Origin of the sequence: Neobacillus sp. NPDC093127, assembly GCF_044754175.1 — a bacterium.
Taxonomy (GTDB): domain Bacteria; phylum Bacillota; class Bacilli; order Bacillales; family Cytobacillaceae; genus Neobacillus.
On sequence record NZ_JBIVOP010000001.1, the window covers coordinates 153,575 to 179,915 of the forward strand.

The 26,341-nt window shown below is 39.5% G+C and carries 22 protein-coding genes; 4 read left to right on the forward strand and 18 right to left on the reverse strand.

What is annotated here, in order from left to right:
* Positions 1-4: 4 nt before the first annotated feature.
* The 18 genes from ACIQCO_RS00695 to ACIQCO_RS00780 form a co-directional block, all read right to left on the reverse strand.
* Positions 5-907 (reverse strand): carbohydrate kinase family protein, encoded by a 903-nt coding sequence (locus ACIQCO_RS00695; RefSeq protein WP_400424581.1) that lies wholly within the window; start codon positions 905-907, stop codon positions 5-7.
* Positions 907-2,310 (reverse strand): family 4 glycosyl hydrolase, encoded by a 1,404-nt coding sequence (locus ACIQCO_RS00700; RefSeq protein ID WP_400424584.1) that lies wholly within the window; start codon positions 2,308-2,310, stop codon positions 907-909. Before ACIQCO_RS00700 ends, ACIQCO_RS00695 begins: the two co-directional genes overlap by 1 nt.
* Before the next feature lie 25 nt (positions 2,311-2,335).
* Positions 2,336-3,457: an amidohydrolase family protein gene (locus ACIQCO_RS00705; RefSeq protein WP_400424587.1), complete on the reverse strand. Its 1,122-nt coding sequence runs from the start codon at positions 3,455-3,457 to the stop codon at positions 2,336-2,338.
* 26 nt (positions 3,458-3,483) lie between these two features.
* Positions 3,484-4,407 (reverse strand): ribokinase, encoded by a 924-nt coding sequence (gene rbsK / locus ACIQCO_RS00710; RefSeq protein ID WP_400424590.1) that lies wholly within the window; start codon positions 4,405-4,407, stop codon positions 3,484-3,486.
* Positions 4,408-4,511: 104 nt separating this feature from the next.
* Entirely contained in the window at positions 4,512-5,015 is a 504-nt protein-coding gene (locus tag ACIQCO_RS00715; RefSeq protein ID WP_400424592.1) for an ureidoglycolate lyase, read from the reverse strand.
* A gap of 12 nt (positions 5,016-5,027) precedes the next feature.
* Positions 5,028-8,348 (reverse strand): glycosyl hydrolase, encoded by a 3,321-nt coding sequence (locus ACIQCO_RS00720; protein WP_400424595.1) that lies wholly within the window; start codon positions 8,346-8,348, stop codon positions 5,028-5,030.
* Between the two features lie 25 nt (positions 8,349-8,373).
* Entirely contained in the window at positions 8,374-8,919 is a 546-nt protein-coding gene (locus ACIQCO_RS00725; RefSeq protein ID WP_400424598.1) for a D-lyxose/D-mannose family sugar isomerase, read from the reverse strand.
* Positions 8,920-8,981: 62 nt separating this feature from the next.
* Complete coding sequence (rpiB, locus tag ACIQCO_RS00730) at positions 8,982-9,437, reverse strand: ribose 5-phosphate isomerase B (protein ID WP_400425884.1); 456 nt, start codon at positions 9,435-9,437, stop codon at positions 8,982-8,984.
* Between the two features lie 12 nt (positions 9,438-9,449).
* Positions 9,450-10,415: an ROK family protein gene (locus ACIQCO_RS00735; protein ID WP_400424601.1), complete on the reverse strand. Its 966-nt coding sequence runs from the start codon at positions 10,413-10,415 to the stop codon at positions 9,450-9,452.
* A gap of 18 nt (positions 10,416-10,433) precedes the next feature.
* Positions 10,434-11,108 (reverse strand): ribulose-phosphate 3-epimerase, encoded by a 675-nt coding sequence (rpe, locus tag ACIQCO_RS00740; protein ID WP_400424604.1) that lies wholly within the window; start codon positions 11,106-11,108, stop codon positions 10,434-10,436.
* A gap of 153 nt (positions 11,109-11,261) precedes the next feature.
* Positions 11,262-14,261, reverse strand: a complete 3,000-nt coding sequence (locus tag ACIQCO_RS00745) for an alpha-amylase family glycosyl hydrolase (RefSeq protein ID WP_400424607.1) — start codon at positions 14,259-14,261, stop codon at positions 11,262-11,264.
* 177 nt (positions 14,262-14,438) lie between these two features.
* The gene (locus tag ACIQCO_RS00750; RefSeq protein WP_400424610.1) at positions 14,439-15,287 is read right to left on the reverse strand and encodes a carbohydrate ABC transporter permease; all 849 of its coding nucleotides are present in this window, start codon (positions 15,285-15,287) and stop codon (positions 14,439-14,441) included.
* Between the two features lie 35 nt (positions 15,288-15,322).
* On the reverse strand, positions 15,323-16,324 hold the full coding sequence (locus ACIQCO_RS00755) for a carbohydrate ABC transporter permease (RefSeq protein ID WP_400424613.1): 1,002 nt from the start codon (positions 16,322-16,324) through the stop codon (positions 15,323-15,325).
* A 115-nt stretch (positions 16,325-16,439) separates the two neighbouring features.
* The gene (locus ACIQCO_RS00760) at positions 16,440-17,789 is read right to left on the reverse strand and encodes an ABC transporter substrate-binding protein (protein ID WP_400424616.1); all 1,350 of its coding nucleotides are present in this window, start codon (positions 17,787-17,789) and stop codon (positions 16,440-16,442) included.
* Positions 17,790-18,340: 551 nt separating this feature from the next.
* A complete protein-coding gene (locus tag ACIQCO_RS00765) occupies positions 18,341-18,976 on the reverse strand; it encodes a YesL family protein (protein ID WP_400425886.1) in 636 nt (211 codons plus the stop codon).
* A 133-nt stretch (positions 18,977-19,109) separates the two neighbouring features.
* Positions 19,110-20,255, reverse strand: a complete 1,146-nt coding sequence (gene solA / locus ACIQCO_RS00770) for an N-methyl-L-tryptophan oxidase (protein WP_400424619.1) — start codon at positions 20,253-20,255, stop codon at positions 19,110-19,112.
* Positions 20,256-20,465: 210 nt separating this feature from the next.
* Positions 20,466-21,326, reverse strand: coding sequence for a helix-turn-helix domain-containing protein (locus tag ACIQCO_RS00775; protein ID WP_400424623.1), 861 nt, complete (start codon positions 21,324-21,326; stop codon positions 20,466-20,468).
* 167 nt (positions 21,327-21,493) lie between these two features.
* Positions 21,494-22,411: a VOC family protein gene (locus ACIQCO_RS00780; protein ID WP_400424626.1), complete on the reverse strand. Its 918-nt coding sequence runs from the start codon at positions 22,409-22,411 to the stop codon at positions 21,494-21,496.
* Positions 22,412-22,648: 237 nt separating this feature from the next.
* Here ACIQCO_RS00780 and ACIQCO_RS00785 point away from each other — a divergent pair, with 237 nt between their 5' ends.
* From ACIQCO_RS00785 to ACIQCO_RS00800, 4 genes are all read left to right on the forward strand, one after another.
* Positions 22,649-23,020: a GntR family transcriptional regulator gene (locus tag ACIQCO_RS00785; RefSeq protein WP_400424628.1), complete on the forward strand. Its 372-nt coding sequence runs from the start codon at positions 22,649-22,651 to the stop codon at positions 23,018-23,020.
* Complete coding sequence (locus ACIQCO_RS00790) at positions 23,017-23,913, forward strand: ABC transporter ATP-binding protein (protein WP_400424631.1); 897 nt, start codon at positions 23,017-23,019, stop codon at positions 23,911-23,913. The genes ACIQCO_RS00785 and ACIQCO_RS00790 overlap by 4 nt, the downstream gene beginning before the upstream one ends.
* Positions 23,910-24,596, forward strand: coding sequence for a hypothetical protein (locus ACIQCO_RS00795; RefSeq protein WP_400424634.1), 687 nt, complete (start codon positions 23,910-23,912; stop codon positions 24,594-24,596). The genes ACIQCO_RS00790 and ACIQCO_RS00795 overlap by 4 nt, the downstream gene beginning before the upstream one ends.
* 212 nt (positions 24,597-24,808) lie before the next feature.
* Positions 24,809-26,239 (forward strand): PQQ-dependent sugar dehydrogenase, encoded by a 1,431-nt coding sequence (locus ACIQCO_RS00800; RefSeq protein ID WP_400424637.1) that lies wholly within the window; start codon positions 24,809-24,811, stop codon positions 26,237-26,239.
* Positions 26,240-26,341 lie beyond the last annotated feature (102 nt).

The following is a 26,341-nucleotide window of genomic DNA, read 5'->3' on the forward strand; positions in this document are numbered from 1 at the left end:
CCTATTATTCGTACAAACTCATATACTCCATTGCTTCATCTAACGTTAGATGTGCCTTGCTGCAGCCCAGCTCGGTTGTAGAATAACCGCCTACAATATTTCCCATTCTCATGCATGCTTCTATATTCCAGTCCTGCATCATCCCAAACATGATTCCAGCTAAAAAATTGTCTCCTGCCCCTGTTGTATCGACAGCTTGGAATACATTCAAGGCCGGGACATGAAGGATTTGATTTCCAACTTTTGTAATACATCCTTCTTTCCCAATTTTAATAATTGTTTGTTCAACATACTGGCATATAACTTCCAGTGCTTCTTCAACCTTAGCTTTGCCCGTCATTTTTAAAGCTTCCGCCTCATTGGGTGTAAACACATCCACATATTGTAACGTTTCACGAAGACTTTCAATATTCAGGTCATCGCTCCAAGCCACATCATACGTGATTCGGGTACCTTCATCCTTTAATTTCTTAAGCACTTCATTATGTCCATCAATACCCCTGCATACTTTGGAACCTGTAAATAATTGATAGATTTCCTCATCCGTGCCGTCAATCTCTTTCCATTCAGGCACATAGGATATAAAAAAGCGATCCTCTGGGAAAGAGGCAATACTGGTTACGATCACCGGAGTGTTGCTTCCTTTATATAAATTCTTAAACTTTACGTTATTTTGCTTGAGTACATCTCTAGCAAAAGTACTCATTAAGTCATTGGAAAGAAAGGTTCCAAATTCACAATGGACCCCAAGCCTTGCTAAAGCTATGATTGTTGCCGTAGGTCCGCCGCCTAACTGTGTCTCGAACTGCTTGGAGTAAACCTCTTCTCCGAGATTTGGTACTCTTGATAGTCCAGAATACAAAATATCGATGTTGATTGGTGCAATTGCTGAAACAAATGGTTTCATTAATTCCAGTCTCCTACAAATTCCTTATGTGCTTCCAGATAATCTTCCACTAAATTCTTAGCGAGAGAATAAGAATTCACTAAAGGATGAATCATCAAAGCCTGTACAGCAAGTTCTTTGGAACGATTCTTGATTGCTTCTACCGTCAAATTCTCATATCGTTTGATGACATTTATTAGGAGCATATTATTTTCCGGAATCGTTTCCACCCTGATTGGATGCGCGCCATCTTTATCAACAATACAGGTCAACTCAACGACATCTTCATCCTTTAGTCCCGGAATCGCTCCGTTATTTGCCACATTTAAAGGAATTTCCATCGATGTATTATTTTTTACCGCCTCAATATAATTAAAAGCAACTCCGGCATACCCCTCGAAGTTTTCTCCTTCTTCCTCCACTTGCTGTAAACCTTCTATTGATAAAGTGGATAAATCAAATGGCTTCGATTGGAGCTTTTTACCTGCAAGTTCAATCGACATGTAGCTGCCTTCTCTCTCGTGAAGGAACTTTTGATAGGCTTCAATAGCTTCTTCAGGATTTTTCTTCACATCAATTTCTTTCAGTCTCTTGATCATTCTACTATTGATATCACGGATGACCTCACCACGTGATTGATTCGATGAAAGAATATTCTTAAGAGCTTTTTCGCTGTAGTAAAAATAATACAGATATCCATTCGGTATTTGCCCAAGCATCTGGATCAGTTCTTTGTCAAAGTATCCGAATTCCCAGGAGCTTTCGAGGAACGCATCACTTGCAAGGAGTTTATCAATGACCTCTACGCCTTTGATTTTGATACTGTCCATCCAAGATAAATGGTTCAATCCATACATTCTTGTGCTGATGCTGTTCACACCTAAACCTAAAGCATGTGCCACTTCCGTCTTCAAGGTAGTCGGATTATCACATACTCCTAACACATTGGTAAAACCATTTGCATGCATCGCCTGAGTTACGAGCCCTGCTGGGTTTGTAAAATTAAAGATAACCGCGTTGTTGCTATGCTCCTTAATGATCTTGCAGTATTCGAGCATGACAGGTATCGTCCGGATCGCAAAGGCAAAGCCTCCGGCACCTGTTGTTTCCTGACCGATTACCCCATGTTTTAATGCAATTCTTTCGTCTTTCACACGGCCTTCGTCCCCGCCAACCCTCATTGTGGTCACCACATAGTCTGCATCTGTTACCGCTTCTATAAGACTTGTCGTTAAGTCGATTTTCAAAGCTTCATTTGCTTTCCTGGCCACGTACTTTGCCATATTGCCAAATATCTCTAATTTTTCTTCATTATTATCCATAATGGAAATTTGAGTAACACCGAGTCTGTCCGCATACTTTGCGACAGCTTCAGTAAAATACATGGTCCTCACTCCGCCGCCGCCGACAAGTGCAATCTTCATCTTACGCTTCCCCTTTCCCTGCCGCTTACAAACAATTTAAAAGCTTGTTCATTTCTTCAATTTTGAAGTCTTTTACTGAAGCCTTCTTGGCTAAATCAATTATGCGCTTACATTCCTCTACAGCCGCTTCTAAAACTAGCTTTTTAGGCTCAGTTTTTACGTATTTAAAGAAATTTTTAAAATAAATTTTTTCTAAAACTTCTCTATCAAGCTTAATTCCTGTAAATTTTAAATCCCAAACCTGAAATATGTCATCTGTTTCCAAGAACTGTCGCATGATTCGTACGGTTTTAATCATATTATCTAATTCTTCTTCATTGCCCGGATCAAAATTATCCGTACCGAAAAGGATGCGATCTTGATATTTCAGGAAAAATTCTCGCGCCTTTTCAGGATTTTTTGAGAGGTTCACAAACATTTCCGTTCCCGGGGTTAAGTCGATGCTGACATTTTCCCATTTATCAAGGAATGCAGCAGTCCTTTCAAGGTCTGCAGAAAGAAAAAAGAAATGGGCAAAAATCGCATGCAATTTTGGAAACTTCGTCAGAAATCCATCTACTTCCTGATACAAATCTTCCTTGGAAGTGTATGTTCCGTCGCCCCAGAACCAGCCATTGTTGTATGCCCATTCCGGCACTTTCTCTCGATCCCAGAATTCTTCAGGGTCGGCAACATGAATGAGGAGTGGCACTTGTCCTTCTTCTAGGAATTGGTAATATTCGTCGAAGGAAGGGTCATCTAAAGGCTTTTGCAGTTCCTTTCGAATCTCCGGCTTTCCCTCTAGCATTTTCATGCCGTCAAAGCCAAGTGCCATTAAATTTTTGGCTTGTGTCCTGTAATCGTACCCTGCTTCCAGCACTTCTTTGGAGTGAATTAAGCCGCCAAAAATATAACTTTTTTCCGGGTTTTGTTTTTTAAAAACCATCATTTTCAGATTTTGGGCAAAATCCCAAACAGGAATACTCAATACATTCATCCACTCAAAGTTAAACAGTTTCTTTATTACCATTGCAGTTTCAATGCCACCCTGCCCATGCATAATATGAGTGTGACAATCAAATACTGGGATATCCTTATACTTGCTTTCATATATTTCATCTTTAAATTTTAAAATGGATTCTTTATCTAAAATTGATTCTGAATGCATACAATCACCTCAAATTCTTCAGATTATTAAAGTCGTGCAGCAAACTTTTCAACCTCATTTACCGTTGGAAGAGATGGTTGAGCCCCCATCCTTGTAACCGTTATCGCCCCCGCTACATTTGCAAAGCGAATGGCCTCTTTTATGTCTTTGCTTGTCATGTATTTCACGGTTAAAGCAGCAGTAAAGGCGTCCCCTGCTGCAGTGGTATCCACAACTTTCACCTTATGAGCCGGGAAAAATTCTCCCTCGCCATCCTCATACAGATACGCACCAAGGGATCCCATTTTCAAAACAATCGTCTTCGCGTTTGATCGTTCCTTTAACACTATGGCTGCTTTTTCCGCGCTTTCAATAGAATTCACTTCCACCCCCGTTAATGCTAACGCTTCAGATTCATTAGGACTTACTATTTCCAATCCTTCTAGATCCTCAAGTGGAAAGCTTTTTGCAGGACCTGCATCCAGAATAACTGGAATGTTCTTTTCTTTACTTAACCTGGAGGCTTCGATGACGATTTCATCCGGAATTTCAAGCTGTACAATAACGGCATCATATGTATGTTCAAATGCGGTTTGCAAATCCTCTTTTGTTATTTTCATATTTGCACCAGGAATGACAATAATTCTGTTCTGTCCTGTTTCTTGCAGCATGATTGCTGCTATACCTGTACTGGTCTCTGGGCTTTCTATTACAAACTCGGCGTTAATTCCTTCTTTTTGCAAATTTCCTTTTAACACCTTGCCATTTGCATCTTCTCCTACTCTACCTATAAAGGTTACATCCGCTCCGAGCCTTGCTGCCGCAACCCCTTGATTGGCACCTTTTCCTCCGGGAATGTACGCATAACTTTCTCCAAGTACGGTTTCTCCATCTACAGGTACTTTATCTACCTTCAAAACCAAATCCATATTTATGCTTCCGATTACTAAAACTGAAGGTTTCCTGTTCAACCGATTATCCTCCTGTTAATAAAATATGAAAACAAAGGAATATGCACCAAATGTAAAAAATAACGGCTATACATTTGATGCATACAGAAGTTACGTTACTATCATCAATCGACCTTAACTTTTATGACAAGGCCCTGCTCTTTAAGATCTTTCACGATTGTATCTTCAAAGGAGGTATTTTCCTTAAATAAAACCAACGTTTTTACCGAACCAGATAAGGTCATCGGAGCATGATGCCATATACCCGGGTTAAGGCTAACCGCCATTCCTTTTGGCACAAGGAATGCTTCGAAATCTTCCTTTGCAGGCATTCCATTATCAAACGCTCTTTTCTTTCCTACCAGCACAATCACATTATCATCGATTGGTACCAATACTTCAGGAGTAAGGTTGTGCGCTTCAAACACTTGCTCCGAAAATTCAGGATTAAAATTCGGTCGAACGACCCCCATCGAAATATTCCCCTCTATTGGAAAAATGCCAACCGCATTCCACCAATCAAAGGCTGAATCAGAATAGGTAGGGGCGATTTCGCTTTCGTCGATGTAAGTTCCATAATCAGAAAAATTATCATTGTTTATTTTTTTGAGTGCGATTTCATATATCATAAAGAATCCTTCCTATTCTTTAACGCCCAATAAAGATTTTTCATTCGGAATGACATCCGACAGTTTAAACTCATAGGTATCATAAGGCACAAGGCTTAGATTAAATACTCCTGAAGCTTGTTCAACTGCTTCTAAAACATTGATCAGCGTATTTGTGACTTTAACTGTTACAGTGTTTTCCCCTGCATGCAGGAATGGAGTTAAATTAAATTCATAAGGATTCCATAGACGAACCCCAGCTTTTTGTCCATTTACCCAAACCTCTGCAACATCTTTACCGCATTCAACTTTGAGTTTGAGTACTTTTCCAAGATAAGCTTCATCAACGGTTACTATTTGTGTATAGTCACCTGCACCTGAGAAGAAGGGATAGCCTTGTTGCGTCCAACTACCTGTCTGAATGACGTCTTTAGGGGCAGTGATGAGATACTGACCGTCCTTGTTTCTTAATGCGAAGTCGCCTGTTATTTTTAAGATATCCAGTATTCCTTCAGCCCTCGTATTTACGACAATCTTCACAACCACAGTGTTGATGCCGGTTTTTACATAATTCTTAATGGCAACTGCTTTTATTTCTGCATCTAAATAACTTCTTTCCGGTTTTTCATTTACTTTTTTATCATTGATAAACAACTCGTAGCTGCTGCCTTTAAATCCATCGATTAATAGTTTGATATCTGCCGGAATGTACTCCGCTTCAAAATTCGTCCGGTACCATAGAGTTACCGGATAGACCTTTTCGTCACGCTCTTCTTGCAGCTGCATTTCCCATGCGCCCATCCTAAAGTCCATCCAGTTGTCATCATTAAAGCTGCTCAAGTGGTACCCATTCTCTTCTCCAAGTTCAGCCTCATCAATAGCTACCTTCCAGCTGTTAATTAGCAAGGCATTTTCATGATCGGTTGCAAACATCCACTCATTGGCAAATTCAATTGGAGCCAGTGGCTTCGTTCCTTTTGTTTTTAACTCTACGACCTTTCCATTCTTGTGGACACTAGCATATACATCTTCTTCTACTCTTCCATACCCCTGGACTGCCTCATCATTTATAGAAGTAATGGTAATATTTGTTTTTTCAATATGCGGAAGCTCATCGGTTTCAGAGAACGATACCATGGCAGAACCGTAAGGCTCTAGATCAAGCTTAAAGCTTACTTTTTCTCCTTTTCTTTGGAATACAGGCATATCTAAGATATCGCCATTTTCCAGGTTCCAGAGCTCCGGTCTCCCGTTTGCGGTGATTGTAACGTTGATCTCTCCTCCATCTTCAACAGGGTTAATGATAAAGAAAAAGTCTTTCCCATCTTTCACTCTGTGCAGATAAAAAACCTCTTCACTATCGATTTCGATTTCTGGAGTTACACACATAAGCACTGCTTCTTTTAACACTTCCATAGGCTTCTTTACGTAAAGTCCAGGTCCCTCGATAAACACGATTTTACCGCCATTACTGTTTTCATTTACTTTTAGGCTGTAGTCTTGTTTGCTGCCAGCGTCGAACGCCTTTTTCACTTCAATTGGAGACACCTGGAACAGCTTCTCGATTCGGTCTGTAAAGTCTTCTTTATTACCTTCCAAGCAGTCGAACGGAAGGATTGCATCTCCCATTACACTACCGCCTTGCTTGTAAAGCTCTTCCATTGACTTCAATGTGGTTTCTTTGATGTGCGTGACAGGAGGAAGAAATAGCAATGAGTATTCCTCATCCCGAATGCAAATTTTTCCGTCTTTTACTATCGCTTCTTTCATTACATCTTCATCGATATAATCAAAGTCAACATGCAGGCGCAGCAAAGTATCCGTTAGATAGTTAAAATCAAATTCAATAGCATCGCCGACTGCATTCCTAGCCTGCGGTGTGTAATTGGTCCAAATACTGTTTAACGGATATAATATGGCAATCTTCGCAACATGCTTTCCACCGCTTAAAATGTAACCCATTCTTGCCATGTAATCATTGAACATCGTGTAATCCTTCCACCATGTATGATGGTAGAACTGTGAAGGCGGCCAATCCCGCTTTCTTTCACCCTCAATTGAGTAGTGGAAACCGTGTGGATTAAAGAGATTCACTCCGAGTACATATTGCCAATCTGCAATCCACTTCATTCTCTCCATCGTAGCATCCCAGTAGATACCGCCAAGTGATTCACACAACAATCTAGTACTTCCAAACTGATGAGCAGCTGAGCTGGCAAGCTTTAATGCCACATGCTCATCCGGCATTTCTCTTGTCCCAATTCGTGGATACAGATGGTCAACTCCAATCATGTCCATATGTCTAAGCATATGGAATAGGTTGCCTCCTGTTCTCGCATGTTTCCTCAGCCATTCTTCATATAACAAATGACCAGTGAACAAGACGTCATTATCGTCACACCAATCAGCGATTTGCTTATAATAGGCATCCTCATACTGTTTGCTTAAAGCACTCCAGAAATCAAAGCGCACTTTCGCGGTGTCTTCCCCTAAATCGTGGAAAAGTTTAAGAAGGTGAGGCTTCAAATCATAACCATTGGCATCTTTGAATATTTTAAACATCTTCCTTGACCAGGGAACAATCGGATTGTCTTTTCCTGTAGTGAAATAATGCATGGCAGGCTCGTCCGTATAGAAGCCTTTAATTTTTCCTTCAAAGCTGCCATTCATCGATTCTTTATATCGTTCATGGGTCAGTTCAAGAAATTTTTTGGTCGTTTCTTTATCTAAAACATCTGTATACCAGGAAGCTTTTCTTTCAATTAAGTAAAATAGTTTCCATGGTCCTTTCGGCGCTTCCCAGGTAATCACCTTATCAAACGAAAGTGATGGCATTAAGTCGATATAATTGTTCACACCATTTTTCAAATCTTCCACCAATACGGCACAAGCGAATATCGGTTCAGATTGTTCCAAATCGTGATATCTTGAATCCGTGCCTTCGAGGAAGGTAAAAAACTGTCCCGGAATATCCACTTCTACAAGTTCAAGATACCGCTGCGTAAGGTCCGGATTCTGCTTTTGCACTTCGTTATTGGCAGTACCGCTTGGCCAATTGTATTCATCGTACACCCAAACCTGAAGACCGATTTCCTGCGCCTTTTCTACGGTGAACTTGACACGATCGAACCAATCGTCGGAAAGGTAGCCAATTTTTTCCTTCACACCAAATCTTGCGTGAATATGGATACCCGGAATCCCTTTGTCATAATACTCCTTTAACTGGTATTCCATTTCTTCGTAACTCATTTCGCCATTCCAAAACCAGAAAGGCATGATTCCAAATTCTCTAGATGGAGATTTAAATTTAGCTGTAGATAAAGCTTCACCATGTACTAAAATGTTTTCTTCCATTTGTTTTTCTCCTTGTTAAATAAAATTAGTTTTCTATGACAGGAATTCGCTTGATTCTAACATCGGTAAATATGTCCGACTCATCATGAGATTTAGTAGAGAATTCGGATACGATTGCACCTTCACCGCCTGCTTGGAACCAATGCAGGGTATTAGGTAAGATCGTATATTGTTCTCCTGGATTTAATACGACCTCATGCCATACTGTAAAATACTCCTCACTACCGGCCGGTGGCTTGCAAAATGGGTTAGCCGCTGGATCTCCACTTACATATAGATACACTCTGCCATACCTGCATCGAAAGGTTTCTTCTTTACCTGGCAGACCATTTCGATCTGGGTGCCTGTGTTCGGGACATGTTTGATTAGGAAACAATACTAGCTCTTTCGCACATACTCGCTCTGTATTGATATATGTAATGAGTTGGAGACCCGTATTCTCAATATCATCAAGGCCAAAATCTGCAATTTCAATTTTGTTCTGTTCATCCTCGGTTAAAACGATATTAGCTTTCTTAAAGTAATCTAGGGTTTTCCTTGCAAACTCATTATGTTTCAGTTTACTTATCATATTTTCAGCCCCTTACTGTAGTATAGTTATTGCAATATACCAACGCGCCAAAGTATAATATTTTATTCTGATAAATCATTACCCTCTTCAACTTTGCGAATCATGTCAACTCTAGTTTCGTGTCTTCCGCCTTCAAATTCTGCGTTAAGCCATCCGTCTATGATCATTTTTGCAAGATCAACACCGACCACTCTCGAACCGAGAGCCAAAATGTTGGTATTATTATGCTGTCTTGATAGAACTGCCGTATAGCAATCACTGCATACGACTGCTCTGACACCCTTCATCTTGTTCGCCGCGATTGAGATCCCTACACCTGTTCCACAAAATAAAAGACCTTTTTCACATTCGCCGCTGACAACGGCCTTTGCCACCTTTTGTCCGTATATAGGATAATTCGTTCGCTCAGTCGAAATGCAGCCATAATCCTTATATGGTATTCCCTTTTCATCCAAATGCTGTTTAATTTCTTCTTTTAAAGCTAAGCCTACATGATCGCTTCCCAGTGCTAACATAATGGACCTCCCGTTTTATGTGTTATACAATGGATCTTTAAATAGCATGGCTGCACCAACAAGCGGTGCATATTCACCTAAATCTGCATTCGCTATCTTCACCTTGTCTACAAGAAGACTATAAATAGCTGAATTGGATTTTTTTATCAATGGTTCGATAAATAACTCCTGTTCGCTCCCGATGCCGCCGCTTAATATAATCGCTTCTGGACCTAATAGGTTTACTGCATTCGTAATGCCCATACTCAAGTAATTGATCGCATCATTTATTATTGCTATTGCCAAACTGTCCCCTTGTTTTGCTTCAACGAATATATCTTCTGTTCTGATATCGTCAACATTCAATTTTTCAAGCAGACTGGAATAGCTGCCTTCATCGACCTTCATTTTAAAACGCTTTAAAATAGCTGTTCCCGATGCATACGCTTCAAGGCAGCCCTTTTTACCACAATTGCAAGGTAATCCATCTTTTTCAACCAAGGTATGCCCAAATTCACCCGCTGTAAAGAAACGGCCTTTGTACAACTTCCCATCCAACACTAACCCACAGCCTACACCTGTTCCTATAGTTATGCAGATCATGTTGTTTAGCCCTTTTCCTGCTCCAAATAGAAACTCTCCTAATGCTGCCGCCTCAGTGTCTTGACCCACATATATCGGCTGGGAAAATACTGCTGAAAAAAGCTTCTTAATCGGCACATCCTTCCACCCAAGATTAGGAGCAAATAAAACGGTGCCTTCTTTCCTTTCTACAGTTCCAGGAATACCTATTCCAACCGATTCCACTTTGATTTCGGAATCCAAATGATCCACCATCGATTTAGTAGTTTCTATTATTCGTTTAATCGCATGAAAGCTGTCTTCACCAGACATTTGTGTAATTACCTTTTCACACTCCACGATCTGTCCAGCTTCATCTATTAAGCCAATATTGGTTTTGGTTCCTCCAATATCTATGCCAATATAATGACTAGCGCTCATTATATCGCCCCCTAATTACTATGCTATAGAGCTGTTATCTATCTTGTTTTTAAATTCGATTGCAGAGATATATAAATCTTTTCCTTCTTTGAAAATGCTTGCTGTTCCGAGAACTAAAATATCCGCACCCGCTTCTATACACTGCTTTCCTGTAATTTCGTTAATGTTGCCATCAACCTCGATTAACAGTTCTTTGTTTAGGTTGTTTCTCATTTCACTTAACCTAGCAATCTTGTCTATCATCTCTGGAATAAATTTTTGACCAGCATATCCTGGCTCCACAGTCATGACAATTACATAATCCAAGTCCTTTAAAATGTATTCCAAGGTGCTTAAACTAGTACTTGGGCATATAGCTGCGCCAACCCTAATGTTTCTATTTTTAAGTTCTTTCATAAACCTTATCGGATGATTCAGAGTTTCGATATGGAACGCTACGTACTCAGGCCTGATATTATCGATTATTGGTATGTAAGTTTCGGGATTATCCACCATCAAATGAACATCCATCGGCGTTTTTGTAGCCGCTTTCAAGGACCTGATCAGGTCAAAGTTTAAGGAAAGGTTTGGTACAAAGTGCCCATCCATAATATCGATATGATATAAATCTACTTGAGCCTTATCAAGGTCCTTGATATCCCTTTCCAGATATAAATAATTTGCACACATTAACGATGGAGAAAGTCTTACCATGAAGGCACCCCTTTCAAGATTTTATGTATCCGGGTTAAACGTTTAACGTAATTGTATAAGAAGAATTTTCCATTGTCAATATATAACTTAACAGGAGACGCCCCTAGAAGCGCCCCCTGTTTCTACCTGTTTCATCAGATTCGGTTAACCGCTTTAAGGCGTATAATTAATAGTTAAACCTGACAATTGAATGTAAGAATATCCACCCATTGGTTTCACCGTATAGAACATAAGGTTATCGCCTTTTTTCAGGTCGAATACCTGGGATGGAACATCTGCTTTATTGAATAATATATCGGAATGGTAAACATATTCTCCATTTTTCAAAATGACAAGCATGGAACCGGTTGAATTTCCGTCAGAATCATAAACAGAAAATGCAGGTATCGTGTATTTCCCATCCTCTGCTGCCGAAAATACAAGCATTCCATAATCATTTCCGTTCGAATCTAACTCAAAAGGTTGGTTAATGAAGTTATCGGCTACCACATTCGTATTTACCCCTGCGCCGATCCAATTGTAGTTGCCGGAGTTTGTACCTGAAGCACGCCAGACACCAACAACGGCAGGATCGTCAATAACTGTGCAGAATTGTAAATCCTTCTTCCCTTCCAATAGATACATATATTTCCACATATCTCCATCAGCCGTTTTGGTTGAAAAATCTAAATACGGATTGAATACTTTATTGCCTGGGGCAACGGATGGCACTTTAAAAGTTGGTTTATTGAATGTTGGCGGCAGATATGCATCTGCTGCTGCTTTATATTCATCCAAAATATTTCTTACCTTATAACCTTTCGGTGTATTGGATGAGCGAAGAGATTTACCGCCAGTCAATTCAATAACCACACTTTGATAAGGTGCGAGGGTAATTTTATCCCCGCTTATTTGGGCATCCCCATAAACTTTTTTCTGCTTTGCTGTACTAAATTTGATTCCGCCAATATCGATATTGGAAAAGTCTCTTGCTGCAGTTTTATTTGTTAAATTGACAAGAACGAGCTTTTGAGCGTCTCCAATAAATCGTCTAAAGGCAACAACGCCGCTATTTTCGTCTTTGTAATATTGAATATCGTAATTAGCACCTAGATTCTGTTTACGCATGGAAAGCAGCGTCGTGAAAAAGTCTTCATTTCCGTTTTCATCGTTTTGATAGATGATCGGTGCTCCATCTATGGTGCTAAGTAAAACCCACATCGCCCTAGCTTTATCTGCACCATATACTTCGACCGCCCTTTGTTGATCAAAATTACTATACCAAGGAGCGACAGTATCATGGTTTTCTAAAAATCTGCCGTGCTGCAATCCTTTTGGTGAACTCTGTTGTTCCGTGTCCAACCAATGGGCAATCGCAACAGCAAAGTCTTGTTCAGAGACGTTATTATCTCTTAAGTTTTTGGTAACTTGATAGAACGGCATATCATAGAAAAGATCTGTAGCTGGAGCATAAAATGGTACTGGGTTATTATTCTCTGGCAAGATGATTGGTGTTTTTCCAGCCGCTTTGATCCCATCTCGGATCGCCTTTGTCATCGCTGAACCACCGAAAAGACCGGTCTCGCTTGGACGATTGCTGCCATATGGATTCCAGTTTGGAATCGAGCCCATATTCGCATCAATTCTTGCGCCCGAAACACCGAAATTTTTCGCTTGGGTGTAGGCGAGCTCCTTCATGTATTGCAAATAGTTCGGGTTGGCAAAGTCAAATGCGTAACAATTCCATTCTGAACGGTAATTTCCATATATATCTTTTGAAGCCCATGCCTGGTGCTCCTCCGTCATCCAAGGATTGTCATATAAAGGTGTATTATCTGTAACAGGTTTGGAGTCATCACGGGTATACATATATGGCCCATGCGGAACATAATCATACATTAAATTAACACCTAATGATGCTGCTGTTGATGCATAAGCTTTTGCACCTTCTGTACCGCCATAACGCGAATCAATATTTTCCATGTTATAAGGAAGGTAAATACTTCCATTTGAGTTTGGGTGATCAAAAATTGGGAGCAGCCACATGTTGGTAAATCCCATATTTTTAATCTTTTGCAAATCATGAGCATAATATTGCAATGTTCCAGGCTTTGAACCATCTTGAACGTTATCAATTTTGTGAGGAGTTTCAAAGTTGTCATCCGAAGTACCGGAAGGATGTCCAGAGTAAACAGGTTCACCTTTTACACCATCGGTTGGCGCTGTCCAGCCTTTAGAAGTATATAAGTCTTGAGCAGCTTTATACGGGTTATCCTTGCCGACCAATTGTATGTACTGCGTTCCGACCTCAAGGGATTGATTAGGAGCGAGTTTCTGTAAGGTAGTGGCAAGATTAATTGCTGTCATCGATTGATCTTTTTCTTTTGTCATGGAACTAATCCATTTTTCACTAGTATCGACAAACAATAGATTAATATGTTGGTTGTTGTTATTAATATGGATTTGCGGACTTGAATACGACGTATTTATGCTATATTCTGGGGGAAGACCTGCTGTCGCGTATACTTCTTGTGGTAGATTTCCGGGATATTCAAATTCTGCGTTACTTTGAAGAGCCATGTTTTGTACTAGATAAGCAACCCCGTCAATCTTAATTTCACCATTGCTTACATTTTTAATCGTTACAGATGTTTCTACTGTTTTCTTATTGTTAACTACATAATGGGTCACCATTTCTAAATTGTTAATCGTTGTTTTTATATCAACACCATTTTTTGTATCGGTAAAGGTAGCCTTGGTTGGGTCTTTAGAACCATTACGATACCAAACGTTAGGAAGTTCGTAGGTATGCAGACGATCTGCATCATCAACCCACAAACGTTCTCTAGCATAATGCCAATCTTCTTGGCCAGAAAGAAAGTCAATCATCCCAACATCCCATAAAGCTCCTCTAAAATCCAACGATTTGTTACCATAAGAAACACTAATCAGGTCGCCGGTAGTTGGATTAAACGTCATCGTTAACCCATTTTTCGTTTTTTTGACACCTTTTATTGTTTTTGTTTCATCATTTTTTGTTTGTGTGACTGAAGCATTATCCTCGGCATAAACAATACCAGTAAAAATTGCACACTGGAAAGTCATAATCAGGGAAATCAAAAAAGCAAAGAATTTTCGAAAATAATTTTTGTTTTCTCGGTTGGTTGAAAACACTAAAAAACCTCCTTTAAATTTCTTGCATTTTACAACATAAATTTGCTTGATTTTAGGGCTGAAACAACTATCAATGTAAGGTTTTCAGTCAAAATGAGATAGGCATCACATCCTTTCAGATGAATTCACTTTCAAAATGAATTCATCTAAAAAATCCAATGGCAAGATGAATATGTATTAACCTTTTAATGAACCCATCGTAATACCTGAAATAAAAAATTTACTTGTAAACAAATAGAAGATGATTTGTGGCACCAGTGCAATGGCAGTACCGGCTAGCATAAGGTTATACGCGGAAGAACCAGCACCCGAATTTGCTAATGAGGTGACACCAACTGTTAATGTCTTAATATCATCATTAGCAAGACTGAATACCATTGGCATCATATAATCATTCCACGTTGTCCTAAAGATTAGCAATGCGATGGTTGCTAGAATAGGAAGACAGACAGGCATAAGAATATAGAGATACGTTTTGAAAAAACCGCAGCCGTCGATTGCAGCAGCCTCATCGATTTCTTTCGGAATCCCCTTAATATATCCCATCGTCAAGAAAATATTGGCAACATTGATTGAGAATACATAAACGATAACCATCCCAAATATACTTCCATTTAAATTAAGTGCCTTAATGATTGAAAAAGTAGGAAATATCGTAATTGTACCCGTTGCTAAAAACATCGTAGCTAAAAATGCGCTTATAACGAACTTCTTCCCCGGAAAGTTACTTCTAGCAAACACGTACCCAGCCATTGACGTCAAGATCAAGGAGCCGATGATTGCCAAGGCTGTAATCACAACGCTGTTTATCGTATATAGGGAGAAATTTGCATTTTGCCATGCCTCTACATAATTTTCTATATGCCAAGTAGATGGTATTAAGCCACCCTCCCCTGTTATAAAGTCCATATTGGATTTAAAGGATCCCATGATCGCATAAAATATCGGAAACAACGCAATGATTAACATGATACTTAAGAATATATAAACAAATATATCTCCAACTGACCTTCTAGCCAAATTCATTCGAAACCCTGCCTTTCAATAACAATCCCAATCTATCAATATACGTCATCCATTTTTTTGGAGGTATAAAGGTAAATGACTGTAACAATACCGATAATAATTGAAGCTACAACACCCAATGCACTTCCATAACCCATTTGCGGAATCGCATTTTGGGAAAAAGAAGGTGGGAAATAATATTTGAACAAATAGGTCATCATGACTTCAGTTGAATCTGATGGCCCTCCGGCTGTAAGCAGCCATTGAATATCGAAAACCTGCAAAGATCCGATGATTGCCAGCATGAGAATGACTTGGAACATTCTAGAAAGCATTGGCAGCGTGATTTTAAAGAAACGAGTAAATCCCACTGCACCATCCATTTCTGCACTTTCATAAACTTCTCCCGGAATACCTTGCAATCCCGCCAAGAAGAGAATCATGTTTAGTCCAAAGTTTTGCCAGATGGATACTCCCATAACGGTTAACATCGCGGCAGGAGAAGAGCCAACAAAGTCAATCTGCTTCATCCCCAAACTAGGAAGCAGGCCATTAATATAACCATTTACAGGCATTAATAATACGGAAAAGACGGTACACATGATGGCGATACTCACAACATTCGGCAGGAAAAAAACGCTTTTAAAAAACCTGCTACCTTTTCTTTTTGCGTTATTTAAAAGGATGGCACAAAAAAGAGCCAAAGGTATTTCGATCAACAACTTTCCGAGCGTGAAAATAATCGTATTCGTTACCGCTTTCCACCACAATGGATCACGGGTAAACAGACGAATATAATTATCCAAACCAGTAAATTGAGGATTGTTTACACCGTTATAATGAGTGAAAGATAGAACAATCACCCAAATATTGGGGTATATTGTAAAAACAAAGAATCCAAGGATTACAGGAGCCAACATAAAGTATGCGATTTTATTTTCCTTTATTTGATTCCAAAGAGGCTGCTTTTTTGTATTTTTAACCATTGATGGAGGAAGCTTTGATGCCGCTTGATTTTGAGAGGCTGCTACTTTATCAATTGGTTGCTCAATCTTCATAAACTCCTCACCACACTTTTAAAAAATAAAAACGAAGAACAGATCTTAATAAAGATTCAGTACTGTTCCTCGTTTTTTCATGGATCAAAACTAAACGAATTCCTTACGAGACTTATTAATTTCCTGTTGGTGTTTGAACGCTGAAATTCTTGATAATATAATCATCCGGATTGAAATCTTTAGATGAAATACCTTTCTGAACCGCATCATTGTAACGTTTTGTAAGATCGGCAAGTCCGGCATCTACAGATATTGTTCCGTTCATAATGTCATTATAAACATCGCCATAGCCTTTACCTTCTACTTGTGTAGGCGGCTCTTGTGGATATAAGGAATCGTTACTAATATCTGCAAATCCTGCAGCACCATTTTTGGTAGGTGCAGTAGCTTTATCTGTTATTCCTGGATATACCGGGATACCGTAACCTTGCTCATAATACTTAGTAAGTTCAGTTGGGCTGAGTAAGAATTCATAGAATTCCATTGCAGCTTTTTTCACTTTTGAATTATTGTTAATCAATAAATAGGATCCAAAGTTAAATTCTGTCTTACCTTGTTGTGTCCCAGTTTCGGATGGAAGCGGAGCTACACCCCAATCAATTTTAGCCGGGAACTGATCATTAAATACTCCAACATCCCAAGATGCAGCGAACATCATTCCTACATTTCCCGCAGAGAACTGTGCACGGGCCGGATCATTCTTCATGGAAGTGCCGCCAGGATATAATGAGCCGTCTTGCTTCATCCGGAGATATGTTTCCAAAGCTGGTTTAGCTGCTGTGAAATCGTATTGAAGTGTTTTCAAATCTATAAAGCTCTTGCCGCTTGCATAGGATGGTTGGTTACCATAAATCCACCAAATCCAACTTTCTCCGGTAGGCAACATGAAACCATATTGTTTTTTCTCCGGATTTGTAAGCTTTTTAGCGTCCTCAATCATCTCAGCATAAGTCTTTGGCGGTGAGTTTGGATCAAGACCTGCAGCCTTGAACATATCTTTATTGTAAACGAGGCGGAAATTGTAACCTCTCATTGGCAAGGAATACCATTTTCCGTCCATCCAGTTGGAACCTAACGCCTTAAAACCCTCTACACGATTTTTCATATCGCTGCCCATTAAATCATCCAAAGGTGCAACGTATTTCTGGTCTACAAGCTGGGGTAATGAAATACCGTCTGCAAAAATATCAGGAGCATTTGTGTTGTTTTTCAACGCCAATAATAGGACGTTATTGTAATTATCATTGCTTACCATCTTCATCTCAACTTTTATTTTTCCTTTGTGCGCTTTATTAAAATCAGCCACTGCCTGCTCAGTAAACTTCTGATCATCTACGTAGTGGGTCCAGAAAACTACTTTTTGTTCACCTTTTGACGACGAATCGGAAGAGGCACTATCCGAACAACCGGCAAGCAAGGCCACTCCCATGAAAAGACTCATTGCAACAGCTAACAGTTTCTTCATTATTTTTCCCCCATAAATCAGTTTTTTTAGTTTTGAATCTCCATATATAAGGTGAATGGTATTCTGGCAACTATCAACAGCAAGAAAAATAAGTAAAAGACCCAATCATATGTAATGCCATTGTGTAAAATTCACATAAATACATCAACGGAAAAGTTAAGATCATTCATATCCCGACTTGTAACCGCTTTCACGCACCTTATAAAGATTAGAATTTTAAAGACTGATTCGGCCAAAGTATCAATCTATTATCTTCACAATAGATTTACTTGAGTCTCATTAAAATCAGTAAAATTCTTAACTAGATCTAAATCTTGCACACATTACTATCGGAGAAACTCCTACCTTGTGCCCCCCTCTCTAAAACTTAATAAGTTTGAAACATGTTAAGCGTTTAACCTAATTGTAGAATAAGTAAATTACCTTGTCAATATATATTAAATTTTTAAAACCTTTTAAAAAAATAGTCATCTTTTCGTTATCTCCCCTGGTAAAAAGTACCCAGTAGTAAAGGGGATGTGAAAAGGTGACTATTTGAGATTTTTAATTTACTATTTATTAGCTTTGAATTCTAAACTCTCTTTTTTGACCGAATGGGAGTCCAACGAAGAAAATTTCCGTTCTGCAAACCAATAAGTCAGATAGGCAGAAAAACTGCAAGAAAAGAAGACCAATAAGAACGTCCACTTGAGCGATGCCAAAACAATAGCGGAAAATCCAATTAAAGTTAACAAGGTTAAATGTGGCTTATACAAACTGAATGTAAAAGCATTCACAATCAACTGCTTTGTTGTGTAATAGGAGTTTACCATCAAAGGGAAAACACATAATAAAAAAAGAATGAAGTATATTGTGATGGCAACTAGACATGAAAATAAAAACGACTTTAAACTAGGTTGCATCTGGTTAATAATGCGAAAATCCACAAAAAGAAACAGGCCAATACAGGCTGAAAAGATCCCAATTAGAAAACTCTGCTTAAAATTTTTAGCAAAATACAGCCAGTAATTTTTAAAAATACTTATTTCGTTATTTTTTACGAGTTGTCTAACAATAGCAAATAATGCTGCAGTAGCTGGAAATATCGTAATAACAGGGATACAGCTGATTAAAAACAAGAGATTAAGAAAGGCAAAGTTTGAAATCCATGTACATAAACGATATAATTTTCCGTCTATACTGAACATACGGAAATTCACATCCTCAAACTAAATTTCAGAAACATGATGTTAATTGTATTTCGTAAGACGATATAATAGTTATTACATAGATTAATGTTTTAGTAAAGAATTGTCAATGTGATAACATACATCCTTATATTTAGAGATTTTTATTAAAACGACTCAGGGAAAACAGGGAAAGATCCAATGTACTTGTCCCATCGATAACTAGTTGACTAAGTTGTTCCCCTATCGCACTTGCAAATTTAAAGCCATGCCCAGAGAAACCTCCGGCCATTACCACATGAGAGTAGTTCGGATGGTGATCGATGATAAAATGTTCATCCGGTGTAACCGTATACATACAAACTGCTCCTTTTAGCAATTTCCCTTCCGCCTCACGCATGTAATGTTTAAGGAATCTACGTACATCCTCTTCGTCTTCGGGGATTGAACCAAACTCTCGTTTTACACAATCCGGATCGACCTCAATCCCCTGATCGTGTCTTCCGACCTTTAGTCCTGAATGATCAAAACTTGGAAAACCATAATAGATTTCACCACCAAAGTGGTAATTAAACGCAGGAAAAACATCAGATTTGTACATTTCTTCGTTGCAGGCAAACCAGGAGATGGTCTTTCGAATCGGTCTCACAGGAATCGATAAGCCAGTATCCGCCAAGATTTTGCCCATCCAAGCTCCTGCCGTAAGTACCAGGGAATCTGCATAATACGTATGAGTATCTGTTTTGACTTGGACCTCGTGATTCCGGATCTGAATATCGCGCACCTTTGAATGGGTGCGTAACTCTGCCCCATACTCTTGAGCTTGCTTACGGTATGCTGCGATAGCCGTTTCACTAAGCAGGACTCCGGAACTTGATTCATAACAGCCAACATAATCTTCCGGAACGTGGATCCCCGGCCATTCTCTCATAATTTCGTCAGGTTTGAAATATTCAAGGGATAAAGAATGAGTCTCGGCAGAATGAACCACCTCTTGTACAAATGGTAAATCCGATTTTCCGATATTTAACACACCCGTTTGATAGAATAAACGTTCTCCTGCCTCTTCTTCCAATTCCCCCCAAAGCTTCTGCGCTTGTAAAACCAGTGGAACATAGGATGCCCCCTCTCCATACGCATGCCGAATCATTCGTGTGTCGCCATGATGACTTCCATATGTATGCGGTGGATCAAAAGCGTCAATAAGTAGTGTTTTCACGCCTCGTTTCGCCAAAAAATATCCAGTGGACATTCCCATAGAACCGGCACCAATCACGATAGTCTCAAATCGATTCGTCATTCTAATCCTTCCCATCTCTTCATTTTTATTGATCATAACACTTTTCTTATAAAATATGGTAAAAGTATCGAGCAGGTCTTATATGACAATCCCAATCCACCGTCCCTGAATTTCAACTTGAGACGCTTTTGCAACGTTTCAAGGCAAAACATGGATTCCCGGCTTCCCTTATGAATCACAAACTTACGGGCAACCAATCTTTGGCGCTGTTTAATGACTTTGCGGAATGACGATTTTCCGGTTTAGTTTACGGTATTTTGCCGGGGAGAGCTGAAAGTATTTTCGAAACCTGTGATAAAAATGGCTGAGGTTTTCGAAGCCTGCTTCCAGACAAATAGACAAGATTGATTCGTCAGTGTGCAAAAGCAAATTAGCTGCGTATTGCAGCTTAAGCTCATTGATCCATTCTGTTGGGGTCATGCCAAGATGCTTTCGGATCATACGGGTGACATGCTCAGGACTTTTCCGAGAAAGCTCATACAACCTGGTGAGACCGACAGTAAAGTTCTCTTTGTTTTTCATTTCACGAACTACACCCTTCAGCCACTCTGGCATGGTATACTCCATTTCCTTGGCATGTCCGGAAAAAAATCGAATGAACAAATCAGCCAGCAATGCCCTGGCTTCCGACCGGATTACTTTTTTTGAATAACTTGGGAAGGTTGTCAATACCTGAAATCTTGCTTTAACGTTTTCAATTTCGTGTTTTTTAATGATGTTACACGGAGGGCTTTCGCAATACAACAGCCTTTCTCCATCGAATCCCTCACCTAAATAAGCGAACAGCGCTGCCAATGTTGTTTTAGGAAAAGCTAAGTTCAACAGCTCGCATTCCAGGGTTCCGTCATTTTCATAACCATGAATATCATCAGGACGAATCAGAACAATGGAGCCCTCGACGAGGTGTATACTTTTTCCATTTACCAAATGATAGACGGACCCTTTCGTAATCAGAAAGATTTCGAAAAAATCGTGAGCGTGCAGGCCGGTTACAGTTTTTAAGGATCGATGGTAAGCGTAATGAACCTCAGCTTCGGAATCAAGAATCTGGTCCGCTTGCAATACTATCATTTAGATCTTCCTTTCCGATAGGACTTTTTACACTACCCGACATCATCATCAAAATAGCACAAATTCAAAGCAAAGTAAAACAAGATTTTCCCTTATAAAGCCCCTAAAATGGAAGCGAACATCTTTAAATAGATGTTCGCTTTTTAGTTAAATTAACGTTTAATGTTTTATTCACCCTTGTATGCTTTCTGTAATTCCACAAGATCAAATTTCTTCATTTTAAGAAATGCTTTCGTTACGCGCGCAAGTTGCTCAGGTGTGCCCTTGCTCATCATCGCGTCCATCTCACTTGGCACAATCTGCCAGGATATACCAAACTTATCTTTTAGCCAGCCACATTGCTCGGCTTCAGGAACCGCCGAGAGCTTTTCCCAGTAGTAATCAATCTCTTCTTGCGTGTCGCAGTACACTATAAATGAGATTGCCTCGTTAAAACTGAATTTATGCTCGTGCGCGCTATCCATTGCGGCAAACCACTGATTTTCTATGCTAAAATCAGAGAACATGATCGATCCTTCTTTGTCAGGTTCCATGCCTTTAGGGTAGCGGACGATAAGTCCCTGATTTGCGTTCTTAAATACGGATAAATAAAAACTAATCGCCTCTTCCGCAATACCACATTTATCACCGACAAACAAAAATGATGGCACTATTGCAGGTCGCTCTTCACCTTCTGGTTTGGTTAGGATTAACTGCCAGGACAAACCATACTTGTCCTGAATCCAGCCATATCTCTCACTGAACGGATACTGATCAAGCGGCATTAACACTGTACCGCCTTCGGACATTTTGTTCCAAACCTCATCTATTTTTTCTCTTGCATCTTTTTCTCGCGATGGATCAAAATTAACGACGAATGATATCGACGGATTGATTTTGAAATAAGGTCCCGCGCTGATTGCCATGAACTTCTGTCCCCAAAGCTCAAAAGTGACGATATCAGAGTCTCCTGAGGGTGTGTCGTGGATTGATGTTACATCTGTAATTTTTGAGTCTGGGAAAATGAAAGTGTAATACTCGGCAGCTTCTTTTGCCTCCTTGTCATACCATAAATGCGGAACGATTTTTTGATTTGAGTTTGGCATAGTAATTCCTCCTTCATTTTCTGATAATTATTATACAACAAGAATGGAAATGGTCGATCAACATTCGGAATTTCCTTTTCCCTTACAACTTAAGATTGACCTTCCTTATTTCCATACACTCGATTGAAGGCAGAAAAACACCTATTTTTTACATTTCTCTATTTTAGTTATTGACATACCTCTTTATACGTTATATGGTTAATTACATAAGTAACTAACCGATGTGGTGGTGATGGAGTGAAAAACTTAATAGACGATGGCCGGCCTATTTTTGTCCAAATCGCAGAACGGATTGAAGATGACATTATTGAAGGTGGGCTTCCAGAAGAAACACAAGTTCCCTCAACGAATCAGTTCGCCGTATTTTACAAAATTAATCCTGCAACTGCTGCAAAGGGCGTCAATTTGTTGGTGGATGAAGGCATTTTATACAAAAAGCGGGGGATTGGGATGTTTGTTGCCGAAGGGGCACGTTCATTGGTAATTGAAAAACGGAAGGAACAATTTTTCGAACAGTATGTGGTCACGATGATTCGTGAAGCAGAAAGGCTTGGTATTACAGCAGAACAGTTGACTGATATGATTCAGAGAGGAGATAAAAAACGATGAAAAACGTGATTGAAGTAAAACAGCTGGATAAATCGTACGGAACATTTAAAGCTGTTCACAACACTAGTTTCTCCGTTCAAGCAGATAAAATCTATGGTCTTCTTGGCAGAAACGGTGCAGGTAAAACGACTTTAATGAAGATGATTACAGCACAAATTTTTCCAACGAGTGGCGATTTGAAGGTATTTGGGGAAAATCCTTATGAAAATGCGAAAGTCCTTAGCCAAATTTGCTTTATTAAAGAGAGCCAGAAATACCCTGATCTTTACAATATCCTTGATGTGTTAGAAGTTTCTAAATCTATATTTCCGAATTGGGATGTCAATTTTTCGCTGTCGCTTATTAAGGATTTTAATTTACCTTTGAATCGAAGAATCAAGAAGCTTTCTCGAGGGATGCTTTCTGCAGTGGGAATCGTGATAGGGCTTGCCAGTCGAGCTCCTCTAACCATTTTTGATGAACCATACCTGGGACTCGATGCCGTTTCAAGAGGGATATTTTACGATCGACTGATGGAGGATTACGCTGAACATCCACGAACGGTGATTCTGTCTACTCATTTGATTGATGAAGTGAGTAGCCTGCTTGAACATATTTTAGTCATTGACAACGGGAAACTGATTATTGATCAAGAAGCTGAAGAATTACGGGATTTGGCTTTCACAGTCACGGGGCAAACATCTAAGGTAGAAGCGTTCCTCATTGGAAAAGAAGTCGTGCATCGTGAACCGTTTGGGGGATTGCTATCTGCCACTGTCATTCGCGTCCAAAATGACTCTGATCAAAAACAGGCGGCGGCAATCGGACTCGAGATCACACCTGTATCCTTGCAGCAGCTTGTCATCTATTTGACAAATGGAAAATCTAAGCAAAAAGGAGCGATTGCGAAGTGAAAAGAATTCCCGGTGTATTAAAACTTCATTATCGAGATAAATGGGGATGGATTTATATTCCAGCGATTATTCTGTTTTCAAGTTTCGCCGTTAATCTGATCATCAGTTTCTTGGTGACTAGTCAAAAAGGAATATACACTGGTGGTGTTTCTTCTATTTTCATCTACACCTTTGTAGCAGGGATTGCCGTAGTTGCGAAACCATTTACTTTTGCTATTGAAATGTCAATCAGAAGAATCGATTATTTTATCGGCTCCACATTAATTGGAACAATCAACAGCACGCTCATTGCCAGTTTGGTTTTATTATTAGCGCTTTTGGAAAAACAGACAAATGGCTGGGGCACTAGACTCCACTTTTTTCACTTACCATATGTTAATGATGGTACGCTCTTGGAACAATTTATTCTCTACATGATTCTACTTCTCAATTTGTTCTTCCTAGGCTTTATAATATCGAGTTTTGCACGGCGTTTTGGCGGCAAAGGAATGTTTATTTCCTCGCTGGCCTTCCTTCTGATTGGAAGTATATTGTTCTTCTATATGAACCAATACGAAGTTTGGAGTAGTATCTTTAGTTGGTTTACCAGTCGTACAGCTGTACAAATCGCCTATTGGCTTGTCCCTTTCACGCTGCTCTACCTGCTTGGTTCCTACCGCTTACTGCGAAAGGCAGTGATCTAATGCAGTGCCACCCGAAAAATCTTGTTCCACATCAAAGTTCCACAAGCCAAAGTGAAAATTAACTCATTAAATCATAAAAACCGCACGGATGAGAAATTCACCGTGCGGTTAAATATGTATTATGCCTTATCAGCCCGGCCTAATTTGGTACTAATAGAACCATTCTACTCATATTCTTATAAAAAAAACCATTAGAAGGAGTGGAAAGTTAGGTGATAAAAGTTAAGGTTCGTTTACGGCCCATTGTTAGTAAGATCAATTTGCCCACTGTTTTGAAAACAACTATACTTCCAGGTGACTCAATTGAAAAATTATTTATTGCAACCCAGGTAGGAGAGATCTTTTACATAGACAATGGAGTCATACGGACTTTTTTAGATATACGCCCGCAAATCATAAAACTAGGTACTTCTGAACCAGGAGTTTCTCGTGGTGGATATGATGAACGGGGATTGCTGGGGCTGGCGTTTCATCCCCAATTTACTTATAACGGTCTATTTTATCTTCATTATTCTGTCGCTGGAACACAAGGTCCGGGTGCTCTGACTAAACATTTTAAGCCTGACCCGTGTGATCCAAAAACCTTAAACTTAAGGTGGACAAATAGGGAAACTCTATATAATCATATTGATACAGTTGAAGAATGGATTTTACAATCGAATGGGCAGCCTCAAAAACGACGGACATTACTTAACTTAAGAAGACCATTTTTCAATCATAATGGTGTCAATAGCTTAAACTTTTCACCTGAAACAGGAAAACTTGTTTTAACAACCGGAGATGGCGGAGCAGGCTATGATCCATTTAATTTAAGCCAGGATAATATGGAAATAGCCGGAAAAATAATAGAAATTGACTTAGTTAAGAATACATTTATCGGTAATCCACCCGTAGTCACACGTTTTAATGAACTTCCCGTACCAATTCAAGATACACTTACGGTAATTGCCAAAGGGGTCCGCAATATATCAGGCATTTCATATCAAAGGTTTTATAATCAGTATATCAAATACGTGGGCAATGTCGGACAGGATTTAGCTGAGACCATCTTTTCATTCGTTCATTATAAACCAATACCGGTTACGCAGCTTGTCCAAGCTTCTTTACGAAACACTGAACCTAAACAAAAAGGATTTATAAACCTTGGCTGGCGAGGGTGGGAAGGTGCTTTTCCTACTTCGACTATAAAGGGCTGCTCTGAAAATTCGACTTTGGATGCGAAAACAATTGCTTTTTACAATGAAGCAGTAACAACTTCAGTGAAACGTCTTCAGCCGCTAACTAGTTATTTTCATACAGATCCCCGCCCCGATAAGTTTGGGGGAACTGCACTTACAGGAGTGCAAGCCTTTATGGGGAAAGAAATCCCTGCTTTAACGGGAAGTGTTGTGTTTACCGATATTGCCCGGAATGAAGAATCCGGGCCTCCGGTTAGAGGGGTTTTAGCATATACCAAGGTAAGAACAGATGGTAAACTAAATGATTTTAGTATTATTGAAACCGATTATAATTTTGGGTCCGGGTCAGCATATTATGTTAGTTTGGGAACAAATCTGGATCAAAGTAGACTATATTTAGGGGTTCATGGCTCAATGAAAGTGACTGATTTTAACCAAGGTACTGTTTTTGAAGTTGTTCCATGATTTATACATTCGGCTTAATCGATAAATCACAAAAAGCAAACCAAGCTATTTTCCTTTATTAGGTATTCTGCCTCTTCCCCGGTTCATCCTTTTTGTTGCATT

Bases quoted from the DNA above. Each gene is read 5' to 3' on its own strand.
- ACIQCO_RS00695 (WP_400424581.1), bottom strand. From the start codon at position 907: ATGAAACCATTTGTTTCAGCAATTGCACCAATCAACATCGATATTTTG.
- ACIQCO_RS00700 (WP_400424584.1), bottom strand. From the start codon at position 2,310: ATGAAGATTGCACTTGTCGGCGGCGGCGGAGTGAGGACCATGTATTTT.
- ACIQCO_RS00705 (WP_400424587.1), bottom strand. From the start codon at position 3,457: ATGCATTCAGAATCAATTTTAGATAAAGAATCCATTTTAAAATTTAAA.
- ACIQCO_RS00715 (WP_400424592.1), bottom strand. From the start codon at position 5,015: ATGATATATGAAATCGCACTCAAAAAAATAAACAATGATAATTTTTCT.
- ACIQCO_RS00720 (WP_400424595.1), bottom strand. From the start codon at position 8,348: ATGGAAGAAAACATTTTAGTACATGGTGAAGCTTTATCTACAGCTAAA.
- ACIQCO_RS00725 (WP_400424598.1), bottom strand. From the start codon at position 8,919: ATGATAAGTAAACTGAAACATAATGAGTTTGCAAGGAAAACCCTAGAT.
- ACIQCO_RS00735 (WP_400424601.1), bottom strand. From the start codon at position 10,415: ATGAGCGCTAGTCATTATATTGGCATAGATATTGGAGGAACCAAAACC.
- rpe (WP_400424604.1), bottom strand. From the start codon at position 11,108: ATGGTAAGACTTTCTCCATCGTTAATGTGTGCAAATTATTTATATCTG.
- ACIQCO_RS00750 (WP_400424610.1), bottom strand. From the start codon at position 15,287: ATGAATTTGGCTAGAAGGTCAGTTGGAGATATATTTGTTTATATATTC.
- ACIQCO_RS00755 (WP_400424613.1), bottom strand. From the start codon at position 16,324: ATGAAGATTGAGCAACCAATTGATAAAGTAGCAGCCTCTCAAAATCAA.
- ACIQCO_RS00760 (WP_400424616.1), bottom strand. From the start codon at position 17,789: ATGAAGAAACTGTTAGCTGTTGCAATGAGTCTTTTCATGGGAGTGGCC.
- ACIQCO_RS00765 (WP_400425886.1), bottom strand. From the start codon at position 18,976: ATGTTCAGTATAGACGGAAAATTATATCGTTTATGTACATGGATTTCA.
- solA (WP_400424619.1), bottom strand. From the start codon at position 20,255: ATGACGAATCGATTTGAGACTATCGTGATTGGTGCCGGTTCTATGGGA.
- ACIQCO_RS00775 (WP_400424623.1), bottom strand. From the start codon at position 21,326: ATGATAGTATTGCAAGCGGACCAGATTCTTGATTCCGAAGCTGAGGTT.
- ACIQCO_RS00780 (WP_400424626.1), bottom strand. From the start codon at position 22,411: ATGCCAAACTCAAATCAAAAAATCGTTCCGCATTTATGGTATGACAAG.
- ACIQCO_RS00790 (WP_400424631.1), top strand. From the start codon at position 23,017: ATGAAAAACGTGATTGAAGTAAAACAGCTGGATAAATCGTACGGAACA.